We start from the raw sequence: 20,159 nt of genomic DNA, 5'->3' as shown, positions 1-20,159 counted from the left end.
ACAGATGAGACACGGAGTCACGATCGGGCAGGCGGCGGCATTCGTCGGCGTCACGGTGAAAACGGTGCGCCACTATCACAAGCTCGGCCTGGTCGCGGAGCCGGAACGCGACAGCTCCGGTTACCGGCGCTACGGATCGGCAGAGTTGTTGCAGCTGGTCCAGGTCCGGACACTGGCCACCGCCGGCGTACCGCTGGCCGAGATCGGACCGATGCTCGACGCCGATACCGAGCAGTTCGCCACCGCCCTCGCTGCCGCCGAGCGGCGGCTGACCGAACAAATCCCCGACCTGACCGCCCGGCGCGACACGCTGCACCGGATTGCCGACAACGACCGAGCTCTGCTGCCCGACCACGCCTGCGCGATCCTGGACCGCATGGCCGGCCTCGGCTTCGGTTCCGACTATGTGGCAGCCCAACGCGAAGCCCTGGTACTGACCCGGGCACTGGTTCCGGAGGGCTTCGACAGCTTCCTGACCCAACTCGAACGCCGGCTCGACGACCCCGGGTACATCGAACTGACCAAATGCGCTGCGAAGGCCGAGACCTGGGAACCGGACGATCCGAGAATCGAAGAACTCGCGTCCGCCATCGCCGACCACTACCTCGCCAACCCCGCACTGCTGGGAAGTCTCACCGGCCCGCATGTCTGGACCAACGCCTCTACCCAGTACAGACTGATCAACAACCACCGCGGAGACCAGGCACCGATCTCCTCCCGGCTGACCGCGCTCACCGAAACGAAACTCCGATCCGCCGGCATCCGCATCCCTGGGCCGGACTCCTCCTGACCACGCCGCGCTCCCCTTCCTTCGAAGTCGGTCGCCGACCACTACGACCCCCGAATAGCGCTTCTGGCCGTGACGTCAGCGGAACTGCCGCCACCGCACCGCGGCACTCGGGACTTCGACGGATACTTCGCGATACGGGCGGATCTCCTCGGCAGCTCGGCCGACGAGCCGGAACGCGACCCGCACCTGATCGGCATCAATCAACCGGCCGACCCTCGCAGTATCCGTAAACCCAACCGGCAACTGGCGACATCATTTACCAACCGGACCAGCAGAAAGAGCAGAATCTCAGAACAACGGCCTATCGGCCGAGCTGTGTGGCCGACCATTCCTCGAGCATGAAGACCGGCGCAGGCCCGGGAGATGGGCGGCGGCGATACTCGGCGGGACGGATCGGTGGTCCGGCGGTCGGGATCGGCTGTCGGACCGAGGAGTCGGAAGGCGAGGCGCTCACCGGGAAGATCAACCGGGGACGCGATGCCGGAGCGTCGATCTCCAGGATCACCCGAGCGCTACCGAGGGTTTGCGGAAGTGCTCTGTCGCCGACCGCGACCTTCCCGAAATCCGGACCCGCGAAATTTGATATTTCCGTATACTCGATGGGATCGAAATGTAGGCCGATTGTGTCCCTGATGGCCGATTTTCGGGCCGGATGCGCTCCTCGGCTGTAGAGGTATCCGAAAATCTTCGATATGTCCGGCTTCTCGGTTGGAAAACGATACGAATAACCAGGCCGGATTTATGGAAATTCTACTTTGCCTGGAAGTTCGAGGCGGTTGCTCCCCGTTGGTCGGTGCTGCGACCGCCCCAGCTGGGAAGTTACTGCACAAGGGCCTATCTTTATTATAAAGTTTTAAGCAAACTTACTGTACAGATCATGTTTTTCGGGGTATACGCGGGCGAGGGTTCGGCTTAAACTGATTCCGGTCGGGAAGCGAGGATAGGTCGTCTCTGGAGGAGAGCGATGGCAAGTCCGCGGCCGCATATCAACTCTGGCTCGGTTCCGGATGGAACTGGCATCCCTGCACTTTCGGCGACACGGCCTGTACCGTTGACGGCCGGTCAGCGGACGCTCTGGCTGGCACAGCAATTGCGCCCCGATGTGCCGATATCCGAAGCACAGTATATCGAACTCCACGGAGATCTGGATATCGAGTTGCTGCGCCGGACGTCCATACGAGTGGGTCGTGAATTCCAGTCGGCATATCTACGCCTTGTAGAAGCCGACGGCGAGCCGTACCAGGTGTTCGATCCGACGCTGGAGCCGCCGGGGCCGGTTATCGATATGCGCGGCGTACGGGACCCTATGTCGGCGGCGCTGCAGTGGATGCGCGAGGAGTACACCGCACCGCTGGACATGATCCGGGACCTGTTGGTCGCGTGGGCGCTCATCCAGGTCGGGGATCGTCATTTTCTGTGGTACAACAGGATTCATCACGTCGCCTCGGACGGCTACGCCGCGATGACGATGGTCAACCGGATCGCGGCGCTGTACACCGCGGCACTGCAGGACCCGGCCGGGGAGCAGCCGAGGGCGCCGAACCGGGCTGCGGAACTGCGCACCTTGTACGAGGCCGACCGCAGCTATCGGGAATCGACGAGGTTCGCCGACGATCGCGCCTATTGGGCGAACAGACTCGCCGGCGTCCACGAGGTATCCAGCTTGGCCCGCGGGTACGCACCGGCGTGCGCGGACAGCGTAGCCGCGATCGGGGAGCTGACGGCGGTGACGGAAGCGCGTATCGAACAGTGCGCGAAGGAACTGGATACCAGCCCGGCCGCGGTGGTGATCGCCGCTTTCGGATGCTACCTTGCGCGGATGACCGGGCGCGACGACGTCATGGTCGACATACCCGTGTCGGGGCGGACTAGCGCTGTATTGCGACGGTCGGGGGGAGTATTCGTCAACGTGGCGCCGTTCCCGATCGTGCTCGGCACGGGGGAAACGGTCGCGACACTCGCGCGGCGCGTGCAGTCCGACCTGATCGGCGCACTGCGGCATCAGCGCTGCGGCCTCTACGATATCCGGGCTGCCGCCGGGTCCGACGGGCAGCGGCGTTTCGCCGGCCCGATGGTCAATGTCATGTACTTCCCCCAGGAAATCCGGCTCGGGCCGGTCACGGGGGAATTCCATATTCTCAGCTCCGGGCCTGTCGAGGATCTGCTGGTCGATCTCTATCGGACCGGAGATCCGCCACGGACGATCTTGCACTTCATGGCCAACCCCGACCTCTACACCCACGCCGAACTGTCGGCGCATCACGACCGATTCGCGCGGCTGCTCGACGCGTTCGCCGCCGCGGCACCGGATACCGACCTCGGGCAGATCCACCCCGAGACGGCACAGGCCGCCGCTCGGATCCGCCACCAGCGGCAGAACCTCGCCTTCTGGCGGGACACGTTGGCCGGTCTGCCGGTGGAGTGGAATCTCCCGTTCGACCACCCGCGGCCGCGGGTGGTGTCGGACCGGAGCGGCAGCTGCCGGTTCGGAGTGGAGGCGGGGCCGGCCGGGGGATTGGAAAGACTCGCGCGGCAGCACGATTCGTCGCTGTTCACGGTGCTGCACGCCACGCTGGCGATTCTGCTCGCACGGTTGAGCGGTTCCGGTGATATCGCGATCGGCACACCGGTGGCCGGGTCCGGCGACGCTGTACTCGAGGACGCGGCCGGATCGGCCGAGACGGCGGTATTGCGGACCGAGGTCGACAGCGGTGAATCGTTCACCGGGTTGCTCGAGCGGGTCAGGCGGTCCGATCTGGCCGCTTTCGAGCATGCCGATGTGCCGTTCGAGCAGCTGGTGGCGGAGTGCGCGCCGCAACCCTCACCGTCGCCGAATCCGTTGTTCCAGGTCATGCTGGCATTTCAGAACCCAGAGCGCGCCAATCGGGGTTCGCTCCGTTCGGTGACCGGCCTCCGCGCGGGTGGGCCGCAGTGTGATCTGCGGTTCGTGGTGTCCGCCGGTGCCGACGCCGGTGTGGCGGTGACGGTCACCTATTCGACGGATCTGTTCGATGCGCGCACGATCGATTCGCTGGTGCGCCGATGGGTTCGGATACTGGAATCGGTAGCCGCCGATCCGACGGGTGCGGTGGGGGCGATCGATATGCTCGAGCCCGCCGAACGCGCTGATCTGCTGACCCGGTCCGGAGCCCGCACGTCCGCGTCCGGCACTCTCGACGAGTTGCTGACCGCGGCGGTGACCCGGAATCCGGACGCGCCGGCGATCGTATTCGGCCGTGACCGGATGAGCTACCGGGAACTGAATGGGCGGGCCAACCAGCTGGCCCGGATGCTGATCCAGCGGGGGGTCGGGCCGGAAGACATCGTCGCGGTGGCGATGCCTCGCTCGCCGGATTCTGTGCTCGCCTGGTGGGCGGTGGCGAGAACGGGAGCTGCCTTCCTGCCGATCGATCCGGCGTATCCTGCCGAGCGGATCAACCATATGACGACCGACTCCGAAGCGATACTCGGTCTGACGGTGGCCTCGGTGCGCGAGCAGTTACCCGGCACCATCGAATGGCTGATACCCGCAAACCTCGACGGGACCTCGGACACCCGGCCGGTCGCCGACTCCGAACGCACCACCGCGCTGCGCCCGCAGCATCCGGCCTACATGATCTATACCTCGGGCTCCACCGGTGTGCCGAAGGGCGTGGTCGTCACCCATGCCGGACTGGCCGCGCTCAGTGCCGAGCAGCGGGAACGTTATGCGGTGCAACCGGATTCACGGACACTGCATTTCGCGTCACCGAGCTTCGACGCCTCGGTCTGGGAACTGCTGCTCGCGGTGGGAGCCGGCGCCACGATGGTTATCGCGATTCCCGGTACCTACGGTGGCATCGAGCTGGCGGAGCTGCTGCGCCGCGAGCGGGTCAGCCACGCGGTGGTGACACCGGCTGCGCTGGCATCGGTCGATCCGGCCGGGCTCGGCAGCTTGCGCGTCGTCGTTGCCGCGGGCGACGACTGCTCACCGGAGCTCGTGCGGTCCTGGGCGTCCGGTGGTCGTGAGTTCATCAATGCCTACGGGCCCACCGAGACCACGATCATGACCAATCACTGCGCGCTGGCGCCGGGGCAGCCGGTGACGATCGGCGGTCCGATTCGTGGTGCCGCGGAATGGGTGCTGGATCAGCGGTTACAGCCCGTGCCGGTGGGGGTCGCGGGGGAGTTGTATGTTGCCGGTGCGCTGCTGGCTCGTGGTTATCATGCGCGGGCAGGGCTGACGGCCTCGCGTTTCGTCGCCTGCCCCTGGGCAGCCGGCGAACGGATGTACCGCACCGGGGACGTGGTCCGCTGGACCGCCGACGGCGGGATCCAGCATTTGGGGCGGTCCGATTTCCAGGTCAAGATACGTGGTCTGCGTATCGAACTCGGCGAGATCGATGCGGTACTGGCGGCGCACGACACCGTCGGATTCGCCACCACCGTGGGCCACCGCAGCGGCTCCGGCGCCGTACTGCTGGCGTCGTACGTCGTCGCCGTACCGGATCGCTCGATCGATATCGCGATCCTCGGCGAATATCTGCGCGCCCGGCTGCCGTCCTATATGGTCCCGTCCTCGATCATGGTGCTCGAGCACATCCCGCTGACACCGGCGGGCAAACTGGACCGCAGCGCACTACCGGATCCCGTACCCACCGACACCCCACCATTCCGTGCGCCCGAAACACCGGTCGAACGCGCGATCGCGCAGGCCTTCGCCGAAGTGCTGGGTATCGGCGCCGTCGGTCTGGACGATTCGTTCTTCGCGCTCGGTGGTGACAGCTTGATCGCCACCCGGGTGGCTGCGCGACTCGGCACGGCACTGGATACCGATATTCCGGTGCGGTTGCTGTTCGAGACACCGAAGGTCTCCGCGCTCGCGACCTGCCTCGAACAGCGGGCTCGTGCGCGGCGGCAACGCCCGCCACTGGTTGCCGGGCCACGTCCCGACCTCGTGCCGTTGGCGCCCGCCCAGCAGCGGATGTGGTTCTTCAATCAGTACGACACCGGTTCCGGGGCGTACAACATGCCGATCGCCCTCCGATTGCGGGGCGAACTCGACCTCTTGGCCCTGCGATCTGCCCTCACCGATGTGCTGCGCAGGCACGAGTCCCTGCGCACCCGGTATCCGGACCGTGACGGAACGATCGTCCAGGTCGTGGAACCTGCCGGCGAGCCGGACAGGGAGCTGAGCCCGGTGCCGGTCCACCCGGACGAGTTGATCACGGTGATGACCGATTCCGTCCACGAAGGCTTCGATGTGCGTACCCGGCCGCCGGTCCGTGCCCGGTTGTTCAGCATGGTGGGTGTCGAGGGCACCGAATATGTGCTGTCGGTGGTGGTTCACCATATCGCCGCGGACGGCTTCTCGATGATTTCGCTGGCCCGCGATGTGACGACGGCGTACGCCGCCCGCGCACGGGGCGCGGCTCCGTCCTGGACACCGCTACCGGTCCAGTTCGCGGACTACGCGCTCTGGCAGCGCACTGTTCTCGGCTCTCCCGGCGATCCGGAATCACTGTGCGCCCGCCAGCTCGGGTACTGGCGGGAAACCCTCGCCGATCTGCCGGAGGAGCTGCGGCTGCCGTTCGACCGGCCGCGGCCGGTGGTGGGGTCGCACCGGGGTGGGAGCAACCGGTTCGAATTGGCGCCGGGAACAACCGCGGAGCTGGAAGAGCTTGCGCGGGCGCGCAACTGCTCGGTGTTCATGGTGATACACGCCGCGCTGGCGGTGCTGCTCGCGCGGATGAGTGGTTCCGGTGATATCGCGATCGGTACACCGGTCGCCGGTCGGGGCGCCGCCGAGCTCGACGATGTGGTCGGCATGTTCGTCAACACAGTGGTGTTGCGGACTCAGGTCGAGGGCAGTGAATCGTTCACCGGATTCCTCGACCGCGTCAAGACGGTCGATCTGGCCGCGCTCGAGCACGACGATGTGCCGTTCGAGCAGGTGGTGGACGAGCTCGGCCCGCAGCGATCCCAATCCCGGCACCCGTTGTTCCAGGTGATGCTGGCGTTCCAGAACTTGGCGCCCGCCGACCTGGAACTACCCGGGGTGCAGGTTTCGCTGGTCGATCTGCCCGACGACGTATCCCGGTTCGATCTTCAGGTTGTGCTGTCCGATAACGGCAGTGGCGGTTCGGCGGTGCGGGTGGTGTACGCGACCGACCTGTTCGACGCGGACACCGTGGATTCGCTGATGCGCCGATGGCGCCGGATCTTGGAGTCGGTGGCCGCCGATCCTGTGGTCGCGGTGGGTTCGATCGACCTGCTGGAGCCCGCGGAGCGGGCCGATCTGCTGACGCGTTCCGGTGCCGGTGGCTCCCCTCCGGTAACCCTGGCCGAGTTGCTGACCGCGGCGGCTGCGCGGGATCCCGACGCGCCGGCGATCGTGTTCGACGGCGCACGAACGACCTACGGGGAACTGGATCGACGTGCGAACCGGTTGGCCCGGATGCTGATTGCGCGCGGTGTGGGGCCGGAGGACGTGGTGGCGGTGGCGATGCCGCGTTCGGCGGATTCTGTGCTCGCGGTGTGGGTGGTGGCCCGGACCGGGGCCGCGTTCCTGCCGATCGACCCGGCGTATCCCGCGGAACGGATCACCCATATGGTGACCGATTCGGGGGCGGTGCTCGGTCTGACGGTGGCCTCGGTGCGGGCGCGATTACCCGGTGCGCTCGACTGGCTGACACTCGCGGACCTGGAGGCGGCCCACAGCGACCGGCCGATCACCGACGCGGACCGGATCCGGCCCCTGCGGGTCGACAATATCGCCTACGTCATCTACACCTCGGGATCGACCGGGCTACCCAAAGCTGTCGCGGTGAGCCACCGCGGCCTGCGTAATTGCGCCGACGAGCACCTGTCCGCCCTGCATATCCACCCCGGCACCCGGATCCTGTCGCTGTCCTCACCGGGTTTCGATGTCGCGGTGGAGGAGTTGCTGTCGGCGCTGTGTGCAGGCGCGACCCTGGTCATCGCGCCCGCCGACGTCTACGGCGGCGACGCGCTCGCCGAACTGCTCGACCGGGAAGAGGTCGGCCTCGTTTTCATCACCCCGTCCCCGTTGTCCACGATCGACCCGGCCCGCCGGCCGCTCCCGGCACTGCGGGCCATGGTGGTCGGTGGCGAGGGCTACGGCGCCGAACTGGTCGAAGGGTGGTGCGACGGCCGTGCGGTGTTCAACGGATACGGTCCGTCCGAAACCACGATGATGGCCGATCGGAGCGCGCCGCTGGTGGCGGGAGAACCGGTGTCGATCGGTGGTCCGATTCGTGGTGTGTCGGAGTGGGTGCTCGACGATCGTTTGCAGCCGGTGCCGGTGGGGGTCGCGGGGGAGTTGTACATCGCCGGTGCGCTGCTGGCTCGTGGTTATCGTGCCCGGTCGGGGTTGACGGCCGCGCGTTTCGTCGCCTGTCCCTGGGTGCCCGGTGCCCGGATGTACCGCACCGGGGACGTGGTCCGGTGGACCGCCGACGGCACGATGCGATATCTCGGTCGCTCCGACTTCCAGGTCGAAATTCGTGGTCTCCGGGTCGAACCGGGCGAGATCGATTCCCTGCTCGCCGCTCATGAAACCGTGCTCTTCTCCACCACCATCGGCCATCGCAGCAGTACCGGATCCGTATCGCTGGTGTCGTATGTTGTTCCGGCGCAGGGGCGTTCGATCGATGTCGCGACTCTGACCGGCTACCTGGGTGGCCGGTTGCCCTCGTATATGGTCCCGGCCACGATTATGGTGCTCGATCACTTCCCGTTGACCCCGACAGGCAAGCTGGACCGCAGGGCACTTCCCGAACCCGTCTTCGCCGGCAGTGTGGAGTTCCGGGCACCCGAGACACCGGTCGAACGCAGTATCGCCCGGGCATTCGCGGAGGTATTGGGTACCGGCGCTATCGGTCTCGACGATTCGTTCTTTGCGCTCGGCGGGGACAGCATCATGTCGATCCAGCTGGTGACCCGGGCCAGGGCGGCGGGGGTGTTGTTCTCCGCGCGTGAGGTGTTCGAGCGTAAGACGGTCGCCGGACTGGCCCGGATCGCGGTCCGGGCGGGCAGTCCCGGGGAGATTCCGCCGCTCGCGGAGCTGCCCGGCGCGGGCGTCGGGCCGATACCGCTGACGCCGAATATGCGATGGCTTCTCGACAACGCGGAGCCGGGATTCGATCGCTTCTCGCAGGCCCTGCTGCTGAGTCTGCCGGTCGCCATCGATCGGCCGCAGCTGGCGGATACGGTGCAGGCGGTACTCGATCGGCACGATATGTTGCGCGCCCGGTTGCGCCGGGCCGATGACCGACGCTGGACCTGGGAGGTGTTGCCGGCCGGCTCGATCCGGTCCGAGGATGCCATCCATCGGGTCGTGACGGAGCAGGAGCCGGGCACTGCCGGTTTCCGTGCCTCGGTCGCGGCGGAGCTGGATTCGGCCGTCCGCCGGCTCGATCCGGGCGCCGCGGTACTGGTGCAGGTGGTCTGGTTCGATCCGGTCGAAGCCACCGAACCGGGCCGATTGCTGGTGCTGGTGCATCATTCGGCGATCGACGCCGTTTCCTGGCGGGTGCTGGTGCCCGATCTGGCGGTCGCCTGGGCGCGAATCCGGTCCGGTGCGCCACCCGATCTCGCCCCGGCCGGGACCTCGATGCGCCGGTGGGCGCACGGACTGATCGAGGCAGCCCACGAGCCCGGGCGGATCGCCGAGCTCGGATCGTGGCAGGCGATGACGGCCGGGGACGATCCGGTGATCGGGTCCCGGCCCCTCGACCCCGAGATCGACGTGACGGCCACCGTCCGCGCGGTCGAGGTCGACGTGCCCCCCGAAGTAACCGAGGTGTTGACGACCGAGGTACCCGCGGCATTCCACGGCAGTGTGGTCGACGGGTTACTGGCAGCCCTGTCGCTGGCGCTGATCAAGTGGCGGCGTACCCAGCAGATCGGAGCCGACGGTGACCTCCACACGGATGTGGTGATCGGCCTGGAGGGGCACGGCCGTGAAGAGACCGCGGTCCCCGGCGCCGATCTGACCCGTACGGTCGGCTGGTTCACTACGAGTTTCCCACTGCGCCTGAATCTTTCCGATATCGATGTCGACGACGCTTGCGCGGGCGGGCCGGCCATCGCGGCCGCGGTCAAATCCGTCAAGGAACAGTTGCGCGCGATCCCGGACCACGGGATCGGCTACGGCCTGCTGCGGTATCTCGGCGAGGACAGCGGATCCGTGCTGCGGCCCACGCCGGCACCGCAGATCGGGTTCAACTATCTCGGCCGCATCAGCACGGGAATACCCGCCGGAATGCCGGCGACGGGCTGGTTGCCGGTGGACGACGGCGGCGACTTCTCGGGAGCCGAACTCGCCCGCGCGCAGAATCCGGATATGCCGGTCACCGCGGCACTCGATATCACCGCACGCACGGTCGACGACGGGGGCCGGCCGCGCTTGCGGGCAATCTGGTCGTATCCCACCGGCGTGCTCGACGTCGACGAGGTACACGAGCTGGCGCATTCGTGGCGCGCGGTGCTGACCGCGTTGGCGGCCGCTACCCGGCGCGGCGAGGTGGGCGGGCGGACACCGTCGGATCTGGATCTGGTCCGGCCGGCACAGTCGGAGATCGAACGCCTCGAGCAACGGTACCCGGCAGCGAGCGATATCTGGCCGTTGACGCCGTTGCAGGAGGGCCTGCTGTTCCATGCGCTGATGGCGGACGAATCGACAGACCCCTACGTGGTGCAGCTGGTCGTAGAACTCCGGGGGCCCTCGATCCGCGTCGGCTGCGCCGAGCCGGGCAGCTGCTGCTCGACCGGCATGCGAACCTGCGCACCGCATTCGTCGCCGATGCCGGCCCCGTGCAGGTGGTCGATGAAGGCGTCGAGGCGCCCTGGACGGAGCTCGACCTGTCCGAGCTCGACGATCAGGCCCGGGAACGCGAATGGGATCTGCTGCTGGCCGCGGACCGGGCGACCCGGTTCGATCCGGCGCGCGCCCCGCTACTGCGCTGGATGCTGGTCACCACCGGGCCACAACGCTACCGGCTGGTGCTGACCAATCACCATCTGCTGCTCGACGGCTGGTCGCTACCGCTGCTCCTGCGCGAGTTGGTGGTGCTCTATGGGACCGACGGGGACGTCGCGGCGCTGCCGGAGGCCCGTCCCTATCGGGACTTCCTGGAGTGGCTCGCCGGGCAGGACCGGGCCGCGTCGCTCGAGGTCTGGCGCCGCGTATTCGACGGCGCCGACGAGCCGACCCTGCTGTCGCCGGCCGATCCCGGTCGGCGATACACCCGTTCCCGCGATGTGCTCGGCGATCTGACCGAGGAACGGACCGCAGCGCTGACCGAGTTCGCACAGGCCAGGGGCGTCACTCTCAACACAGTCCTGCAGACGGCATGGGCGATCGTGCTGGGTTCGGCGACATCCCGCGACGATGTGACGTTCGGATCGACCGTTTCCGGACGTCCCGCACAGATTCCGGGGATCGAATCGATGACCGGCCTGTTCGTCAATACGGTGCCGGTGCGGGTCCGTCTCGACCCCGCCGCGCGCCTGGGGCAGTTGCTCGACCGGGTCCAGGCGGATCAGACCGCCCTGCTCGATCACCACCAGGTGGGTCTGGCCGAGATCGAGCAGATCGCCGGCCCGGGTGCGGTGTTCGACACGATGACGGTGTTCGAATCCTATCCGGTCGATCGGGCCGGGCTGACCGCGCAGACCGAGATCGCCGGCGTGCAGGTGACCGGCGTGACCGGTCTCGACGCCGCCCACTATCCGCTGGGGGTGGTCGCGCATATCGATACACGGCTGCACCTCCGGATCAAATACCTGCCCGAACTGTTCGACCGCGACGCGATGACGGCCACGCTGCACCGGGTTCTGCGGGTGCTGGACCTCATCGCCGCCGACCCGGATCTGCCGCTGGCCCGGCTGGATCTGCTCTCTCCGGCCGAGTACCGGGAGTTGACGCGGGTGGCGGGTGCTCCGGCCGCGCCGGAGCGGGTACTGCCGGAACTGCTGGCGGCGGGGCAGGATCCGGATGCGGTCGCGGTGGTGTGCGGGCAGCGCCGGTGGACCTATGGCGAGCTCGATGCGGAGTCGAATCGGTTGGCGCGGTTGCTGATCGGCCGAGGCGCCGGACCGGAGAGCGGCGTCGCGGTGGGGTTGCCCCGGTCGGTCGAGTCGGTACTGGCGGTGTGGGCGGTGGCCAAGTCGGGGGCAGCGTTCGTACCGGTGGACCCGACGTACCCGGCCGGCCGGGTCGCGCATATCTGCACCGATTCCGGTGTGGTCTCGGGAATCACGCTGGCGCGTTGGCGGGATCGGCTGCCCGCGACGGTGCGGTGGTCGGTGCTCGACGAGCCGGCGGTCGCGGCGGAGGTGGCGCAACTGCCGGCGACGCCGGTGACCGACGCGCAGCGAACGCTGCCGGTGCGGGTCGACCAGGCGGCGTATGTGATCTACACATCCGGCTCGACAGGTGTCCCCAAGGGGGTGGTGGTATCGCACCGGGGGCTGGCGAATCTGGTCGCCGAACAACGGGCGCGATTCGCTGTCGGTCCGGACGCGCGGGTGCTGCATATCGCTTCGCCGAGTTTCGATGCGGCCGTCCTGGAACAGTTGTGCGCGTTCGCATCGGGTGGCCGGCTCGTGATAGCACCGCCCGCTGTCCACGGCGGCATCGAGCTGGCGGAGATCCTGGCGCGGGAGCGGGTGACCCATGCCGCGCTGACGCCGACGGTCCTGGCGACGATGGATCCGGCCGGGCTGGACGATCTCGCGAATATCGTGCTGGGCGGCGAGGTACCGCCACCGGAACTGGTGTCGCGGTGGGCTCCGGGCCGCACGGTGTTCAATACCTACGGCCCGGCCGAGGCCACGATCGAGACCGATGCCAGTGCGCCGATGGTGGCCGGTGCGGCGGTGACGATCGGCGGGCCGATCCGTGGGGTGGAGCAGGTCGTCCTCGATGCCCGGTTGCGGCCGTCGCCTGTCGGGGTGGTCGGTGAGTTGTATCTGGCGGGTCCGGGTCTGGCTCGCGGCTACCACAACAGGGCGGGTCTGACCGCGTCGCGGTTCGTCGCGGATCCCTTCACCGGACCGGGGCAGCGTATGTATCGGACCGGGGATCTGGTGCGCTGGTTGCGGTCACCGCAGGGCAGTCCGGCGCTGGATTATGTGGGCCGGGTGGATTCCCAGGTCAAGGTCCATGGCGTCCGCATCGAAATAGGCGAGGTCGAATCAGTTCTCGGGGCCTGTCCGGGTGTGGCCGCAGCGGCGGTGGCCGTGCACCGGGATGCCGCGAACGGAGGCCGGTTGATCGGATACGTGGTGGCCGAGCCCGGCGTGGATATCGACCCGGCCGCGGTGCTCGCCTACGCCGGAGAGCAGTTGGCTCCGCACACGGTCCCGGTGACAGTGGTGGTGCTCGACGCGCTGCCGGTGACAGCGAACGGCAAACTCGATCGCACCGCGCTGCCCGCACCCGAGTTCGCCGCGGGCCGAACCGATTTCCGGGCACCGGTGACCGAGGTGGAGGAAACGCTGGCACGGCTGTTCGCGGAGGTGCTGGGACTCGACGAGGTCGGGCGCGACGATTCGTTCTTCGCACTCGGCGGGGACAGCATCATGTCGATCCAGCTGGTGAACCGGGCCAGAGCGGCGGGAGTGTTGTTCTCCACCAGTGAGGTGTTCGACCACAAAACGGTTGCCGGGCTGGCCCGGATCGCGGTGCGCGACGAGGAGTCGGCGGTGGCCGCCCGCCCAGCGGAACTTCCCGGCGGCGGGGTGGGGCCGGTACCGCTGACACCGATCATGTGCTGGATGTTCGAACGCGGAAGTTTCGACCGCTTCTGCCAATGGGTGGTGCTGACACTGCCGGCCGGTATCGACACCGCGGGTATCAGTGCCACCGTGCAGGCGGTGATCGATCATCACGACATGTTGCGGGCCCGGCTCTACCCGGACCCCGTGCACCCGTCGGGCCGTGGGTTGCGGGTGCAGGCGACCTCGATGTCGGCCGCCGGACTGATCCGGCATGTGCCGGTGGACGTGGCGCCGGACAGCAGCGCATTCGCCACGATCGCCGAATCGGAGGCGAACGCGGCGGCCGAGCGCCTCGACCCCGACGCGGGAACAGTGCTGCAACTGGTCTGGTTCGAGTGGCCCGGGCGGCCGGGCCGGCTGCTGGTCGTTGCACACCATCTGGTGATCGACGGTGTGTCGTGGCAGATTCTCGTTCCCGATCTCGCCGCCGCATGGGCTCAGGTCAGTGCCGGGCACCGGCCTCGGCTCGCACCCGTCGGTACGTCGATGCGCCGCTGGTCGGCTGCGTTGCAGGCCGCCGCCGAGAGCCACGACGAACTCGAGCTCTGGCGGTCCACCCTCGCCACCGACGATCCACCGATCGGCTCCCGTCCGCTCGATCGGGACGTGGATGTGCAGGCCACCGCCGCCGCAGTCACGGTCACGTTGTCCACCGCGGTGACCCGTGACGTACTCACCACCCTGCCGCGGGCATTCCGCACCAATGTGGACGACGCGCTCGTCGCGGGGCTCGCGCTGGCGCTGACGCGATGGCGCCGTGACCATGGCGCACCCTGTGCCGAGACCCTGCTCACCGTCGAAAGCCACGGCCGGCACGACACCGTCCTGCCCGGTGCCGACCTGACGCGCACCGTCGGCTGGTTGACGACCACCTATCCCGTGCGGCTCGACCTGTCCGGCACCGATATCGACGACGCGTTCGACGCCGGGCCGGCCGCAGCGACAGCTGTCAAAACCGTCAAGGAACAACTCAGGCGGGTACCCGGGCACGGAATCGGCTACGGGCTGCTGCGCTATCTCGACCCCGCCACCGCCCGCGTCCTGAGCGCGCTGCCCACCCCGCAGGTGAGCTTCAACTATCTCGGCCGGTTCGACACCCTGCCCGCCTCGGCACGCGACGCCGGGTGGATGCCCGCCGGCGACAATCTCTCGGCGGGTGGGGTACAGAACCCGGACGCACCCGTCGCCGCCGTGCTGGGCATCAACGCCGTCACCACCGACACACCCGGCGGCCCGGCGCTCACCGCCGTCGCGGACTACCCGGCAGGTCTGCTCACCTCGGCCGAGGTCACCGACCTCATGGGCCTGTGGTGCGATGCCGTGACCGCGCTGGCGGCCTACGCAGCCCGGCCCGGGACCGGCGGACTGACTCCCTCCGACCTGGATCTGGTGGATCTCGACCAGGCCGCGATCGACCGGCTCGAGGCCCGGCAACCGGGACTGGACGACATCTGGCCGCTCACACCGCTACAGCAGGGGTTGCTGTTCCATGCCGAGCTCGCGGCCGGCGATCTCGATGCCTATGTGGTGCAACTCTGTCTGGAACTCGGCGGGGACGTCGACGCCGGCCGGCTGCGGCGCGCCGCGGGGGCTCTCGTCGGGCGGCATCCGAACCTTCGGGCCGCGTTCGTGCGTGACGGTGCCGGGGAACCGCTCCAGGTGGTGCACCGGCACGTCGAGGTGCCGTTCACCTGGATCGACTCGGGCGACGGTGCGGAGCCCGCGGCCGCACTGGAACAAATCATGGAAGCCGACCGCCGCGCCGGCTTCGACACCGGATCCGCGCCACTGCTCCGCGTCACCCTGATCAGCACCGGGCCCCACCGGTACAGGCTGGTGTTGAGCATGCATCACATCCTGATCGACGGGTGGTCCACACCGCTGCTGATCCGCGAACTGCTGACGCTCTACGCCCGCGACGGTGATTCCGCGGCACCGGCTCCCGTACCTCCTTACCGCGACTACTTGACGTGGCTGAAAAAGCAGGACCGGCACGCGGCGGAAGCGGCATGGGCGCGGGCACTGGCGGGTACCACCGAACCCACTTTCCTGGCACCCGCGGACCGTGGTCGCCGGCTCGCCGTCGGCGCGCGCGAGGTCGACCTACCGCTGAGCGAGCACCGCACCGCGGAGTTGGTCGCCGCCGCCAATCGGCAGGAGGTCACGCTCAATACCCTCTGCCAGGCCGCCTGGGCGATTGTGCTCGGTACCGAGACCGGCCGCGACGATGTCGTTTTCGGTGCCACCGTCTCCGGGCGCCCACCACAGATCCCCGGTATCGAATCGATGATCGGACTGTTCGTCAACACGGTGCCCGTCCGGGTCCGGCTCGATCGCCGGGAAACCCTTGCCGGGCTGGCAGAGCAGATCCGTGGCGAACAGACCGCACTGCTCGACCAGCACCACCTCGGCCTCGCGCAAATCCAGAACACGGTCGGGCCGGGCGCGATGTTCGACACCGTGACCGTCTTCGAGTCCTACCCGGTCGATCGGGCCGGGCTGTCCGAAGCCCTCGATATCGCCGGGATGCACGTCCTGGACGTGCACGGACGCGACGCCGCGCACTATCCGCTCGGCCTGATCATCCACCACGACACCGGGCTGCACCTGACCTTCGAGTACCTGCCCTCGTTGTTCACCTACAAGCACATCGAGGCCCTCGCCGACCGGGTGCGGCGCGTACTCGACGCCTTCGTCGACGATATCGATCTCCCGCTCGGGCATCTCACACTGCTGTCGCCGGAGGCGCACACAGCACTGGTACCGGCTCGCGGCAGGCCCGGCGCGGTGACGTCGGTGTTGCCGCAGGTGCTGACCTCTGCCATGACCCCCGACACCGAGGCGGTGGTGTGCGACGGCGCAAGCCTGTCCTACCGCGAACTCGACGAGACCTCGAACCGGTGGGCGCGGGTACTCGCCGACACCGGGATCGGGCCGGAATCGGTGGTGGCCCTCGCGGTACCGCGCTCCCTCGACGCCGTCACCGCCGTATGGGCGGTCGCGAAAACCGGCGCCGCGTTCGTGCAGATCGACCCCGCTCACCCGCGCGACCGGATCGCGCGAATTCTCGCCGATTCCGGTGTCGCCACGGGGCTGACGCTGGACACCTGCCGAGACCGGCTGCCGGAGAACATCGAATGGCGCGTCCTCGATCGCCCCGCCTTCGCCGCGATGGCGGCATCGGCGTCCACCGCCACCGTCACCGATGCCGAGCGCACCACGGCGCTACGGCCGGAGCACCCGGCTTACCTGGTCTACACCTCGGGCTCCACCGGGACTCCCAAAGGGGTGGTCGTCACCCATACCGGGATCGCGAATCTGGCCGCCGAGGCGCGGGAACGATTCGGTCTCACCGCGACCGCGCGGGTACTGGCCGCCGCCTCGCCGAGCTTCGATGTCTCGATCCTCGAATGGCTCGGCGCCGCGGCCGCGGGAGCCACGGCGGTGCTCGCGCCCGCATCAGTGATCGCGGGCGCCGAACTGGCCGAAACGATCGAGGCCGGACGCGTCACCCATGCGGCTCTCACGCCGACAGTGCTCGCCTCATTGGACCCCGGCGCCGTAGGCACCCTCGGCACGCTGATCCTCGGCGGCGAAACCTGCCCACCGGATCTGGTCGCCCGATGGGCACCGGGCCGCACGGTGATCAACAGCTACGGGGCCACCGAAACCACGATCATGAGCTGCGCCGCCGCACCGACCACACTTCCGGCCGGCCCGATGACGATCGGTGGTCCGGTCCGTGGGTTCACCGCCGTCGTACTCGACCGCGGATTGCGCCCCGTCCCACCAGGAGTGGTCGGCGAACTGTACCTGTCCGGTCCGGGCCTGGCCCGTGGTTACCACCGGCAACCCGCCACTACTGGAGCCCGGTTCGTGCCGGACCCGTATGGGCCGCCCGGGACCCGGATGTACCGCACCGGCGACCTGGTCTCCTGGACCACCGGCCGCACACTGCAATATCGAGGCCGCAACGACCTGCAGATCGAGATCGGGGGCAACCGCATCGAACCCGGCGATATCGAGTCCGCGCTCCGCAGCCATAGCGACGTCGTTCAGGCGGCCGTCACGGTCCGCACCCGCCCCGACGGCACCGACCACCTCGTCGGCTATGTGGTGCTCGTACCCGGCGCCACGCTCGACACCTCCGCGCTGACCACCCATCTCGCTGCCCGGCTACCCACCCAGATGATCCCGACCGGACTCGTCGCCCTCGATCGAATACCGCTCACCGCCACCGGCAAACTCGACTACCGGGCACTGCCCGTGCCGGGCCGGTCACCCGTCCCCTTCCGGTCGCCGTCCACGCCACTCGAAGCCACGGTCTGCACTGCCTTCGCCCATACGCTCCATATCGAACGAGCCGGTACCGAGGACGGCTTCTTCACGCTCGGCGGCGACTCGCTGGCCGCTGCACGATTGGCGGTTCGACTGCGTGAATCGACCGGTGTCGACGTTCCCGTCCAGTGGGTTTTCACCGATCCGACTCCGCAGGCGCTGGCCCGCCGCATCGAGACCCGCCGCCACGGCCTCGACGAACCGGAACCCGGTGACGGACTCTCGGTCCTGCTTCCGCTACGCGCCACCGGCAGCGGTCCACCACTGTTCTGCATTCACCCGGCCATCGGCCTGGCGTGGTGTTTCAGCGGACTCGTGCAGCACCTCGACCCCGACCGTCCCGTCCAGGGGCTGCAATCCCCGGTATTCACCGAACCCGACACCCGGTTCACCACCCTGGAGGAACTCGCCGCCCGCTACGTCCAGGAGATCCGGTCCGTCCAGCCGCACGGCCCGTATCATCTGCTCGGTTACTCGCTCGGCGGCACCATCGCCCACGCGATCGCCGTGCAGCTCCGGCGGGACGGCGACCACGTCGCCACGCTGGCCATGATGGACACCCGGGCCGTCACCGCCGACAGCGTCCGGGCACCCACACCCACCATCGGGAAGATGCTCGCCGAGGTCACGGGCCTTCCCGTTCCCGAGGACTCCGACGAGTTCACCCTCGCCGCCGCGGCCGAGTTGCCGGCCCGGTACGACGGACTCGGCGCAGCCCTGAACCCGGGGCATCTCGAGGTCCTGCACCGCGATTACACCCGGCTCGTCGACCTCACCTGGAACCACCGGCCGGCGCCGTTCGACGGTGATCTGATCTATTTCAGCGCCGCACCGGGCGACGAAGACACCGGCTCCTCTCCGGCTCTCGCATGGGCCGAACACATCACGGGTCATATTGCCGAGCACCGTATTTCAGCCCGGCACGACCGGATGACCGCCCCCGACGCACTGCGCGCAATCGGACTCGTCCTCACCGAACACTTCCGCTCCGCCCTGACTCCTGTGTCGGAGACCTCGACTTCAGCAAGGGAAAACCGATCATGACCACCGACACCGCTGTAGGTACCCGTTCCGGCATCGAGCCGGTCAACCTGTTCGCTCGCGACCCGGTGAGTGATGTCACCGAGCATCCGCTCGCCCCCGAATTACGACAGTGGACCACCGAGTACCTGTGCCGGTCCCATCCGGATCTCGGCCGCCACGGACCCGTCTGCCCCTATATGAGCCACGCCGTCAAGCACCAGTTCCTGTGGGCCGCATTCTTGGGCGGTCGCCATTTCGAGGTCGAGCGGATACTCGCCGTCGCCGACGACCTCTACGACCTGTATCCCGTCCTGGAGCCCCAGGACCCGCCCGATTCCGGTTTCAAAGCCGTTCTCGCGGTCTTTCCCGATCTCACCGAATACGCCGGCATCGAAACCGTGCAACGCGATCAGAAATCCCGGTTCGTGGAACACGGCCTGATGCTCGGCCAGTTCTATCCGGGTTGCACCGTCTCCGGGCTGCACAACCCCGACTTTCCGGCCCTCGATTCACCGCTGCCCCTTCTCGCCGTCCGCCATATGGTCCCCACCGATTTTCCTTTCCTCAATACTCGCCCCGACTGGATAGACGCCTACCTCAGAATCTTCGCCCCGGAGATACCCGAGTTCATCACCACCGCAATGGCGGACGAACTCGCGCACAGCGCCGACGGCGCGTAGGGGAACACGGGAGTACCCCAGCGCGGCCAGGACCGGTGCTCACTGCCCCGCAAGCTTCGGCGGCCAGTACGGTGACCGAGCTCGAGTCGATCCCGCCCGACAGCACCGCGGTCGGAGGAGACTCGATTCCCCGAAGACGTTGCCCCACCGAGCAGGTCAGTGTTTCCCCGGCGACGGCGGAATCGGGTGGTGGGGTCCGGCGGCTTTCCGGTGCCGGCTCGACCCGGGGGCGTTGGGGCGGGGTTCACCAGCAGGGATATTCTGATGAGCGCAGCTGGTTCGTCTCGCGCTGTTGCGGCGGTGGGAGATGTCGAAGCCTTTCTGCTCGAGGTCGGGCGACCGCGAGCGGGGGTGAGAGGGAACCCGGTGGGAATCCGGGACTGTCCCGCAGCGGTGAGTGGGAGCGACCGCCGTCACATGCACTGGGCCGAGTCCTGGGAAGCGACGGCGTGGTAGTACCAGCTCGGGAAGTGTGACAGGTCCCGAGTCGACCGATCGAGGTCGGTGCCCACGAGTCCGAAGACCTGCCGGCTGCGCCGGGC

Annotated in this window: 5 protein-coding genes, 1 pseudogene and 1 riboswitch; of the genes and pseudogenes, 4 read left to right on the top strand and 2 right to left on the bottom strand. The window is 68.1% G+C overall.

Annotation, left to right across the window (positions count from 1 at the left end; all coding sequences use genetic code 11):
* Window positions 1-4: 4 nt before the first annotated feature.
* Window positions 5-790 carry a MerR family transcriptional regulator gene (locus NS6_RS03540; RefSeq protein ID WP_068037824.1) on the top strand — a complete coding sequence of 262 codons (786 nt, stop codon included), beginning with the start codon at window positions 5-7 and terminating at the stop codon, window positions 788-790.
* Between the two features lie 75 nt (window positions 791-865).
* Here NS6_RS03540 and NS6_RS36135 read toward each other — a convergent pair whose 3' ends face one another.
* Window positions 866-994, bottom strand: coding sequence for a hypothetical protein (locus NS6_RS36135; RefSeq protein WP_281211386.1), 129 nt, complete (start codon window positions 992-994; stop codon window positions 866-868).
* A gap of 760 nt (window positions 995-1,754) precedes the next feature.
* On the opposite strand from NS6_RS36135, the pseudogene NS6_RS35605 reads away from it, so the two are divergent.
* The 3 genes and pseudogenes from NS6_RS35605 to NS6_RS03525 all read left to right on the top strand — a co-directional run.
* Window positions 1,755-10,370, top strand: a pseudogene (locus NS6_RS35605) (amino acid adenylation domain-containing protein); the annotation flags it as partial.
* Window positions 10,268-18,958, top strand: a complete 8,691-nt coding sequence (locus tag NS6_RS33635) for a non-ribosomal peptide synthetase (RefSeq protein WP_084470582.1) — start codon at window positions 10,268-10,270, stop codon at window positions 18,956-18,958. The pseudogene NS6_RS35605 and the gene NS6_RS33635, both read left to right, overlap by 103 nt.
* Window positions 18,955-19,617 carry a DUF6875 domain-containing protein gene (locus NS6_RS03525; protein ID WP_084470581.1) on the top strand — a complete coding sequence of 221 codons (663 nt, stop codon included), beginning with the start codon at window positions 18,955-18,957 and terminating at the stop codon, window positions 19,615-19,617. Before NS6_RS33635 ends, NS6_RS03525 begins: the two co-directional genes overlap by 4 nt.
* Here the strand turns inward: NS6_RS03525 and NS6_RS36410 are convergent.
* Window positions 19,568-19,777, bottom strand: a complete 210-nt coding sequence (locus NS6_RS36410) for an asparagine synthase-related protein (protein WP_157112633.1) — start codon at window positions 19,775-19,777, stop codon at window positions 19,568-19,570. The genes NS6_RS03525 and NS6_RS36410 overlap by 50 nt on opposite strands.
* A 196-nt stretch (window positions 19,778-19,973) precedes the next feature.
* A riboswitch (cobalamin riboswitch) is annotated at window positions 19,974-20,143 on the top strand.
* Window positions 20,144-20,159: the final 16 nt, after the last annotated feature.

The sequence above is a fragment of the Nocardia speluncae NBRC 108251 genome, assembly GCF_001613245.1.
Lineage (GTDB): Bacteria > Actinomycetota > Actinomycetes > Mycobacteriales > Mycobacteriaceae > Nocardia > Nocardia speluncae.
This window is presented reverse-complemented; position numbering and strand designations above follow the sequence as displayed.

Coding starts and splice junctions, on each gene's coding strand:
- NS6_RS03525 (WP_084470581.1), top strand. CDS start 18,955: ATGACCACCGACACCGCTGTAGGTACCCGTTCCGGCATCGAGCCGGTC.
- NS6_RS03540 (WP_068037824.1), top strand. CDS start 5: ATGAGACACGGAGTCACGATCGGGCAGGCGGCGGCATTCGTCGGCGTC.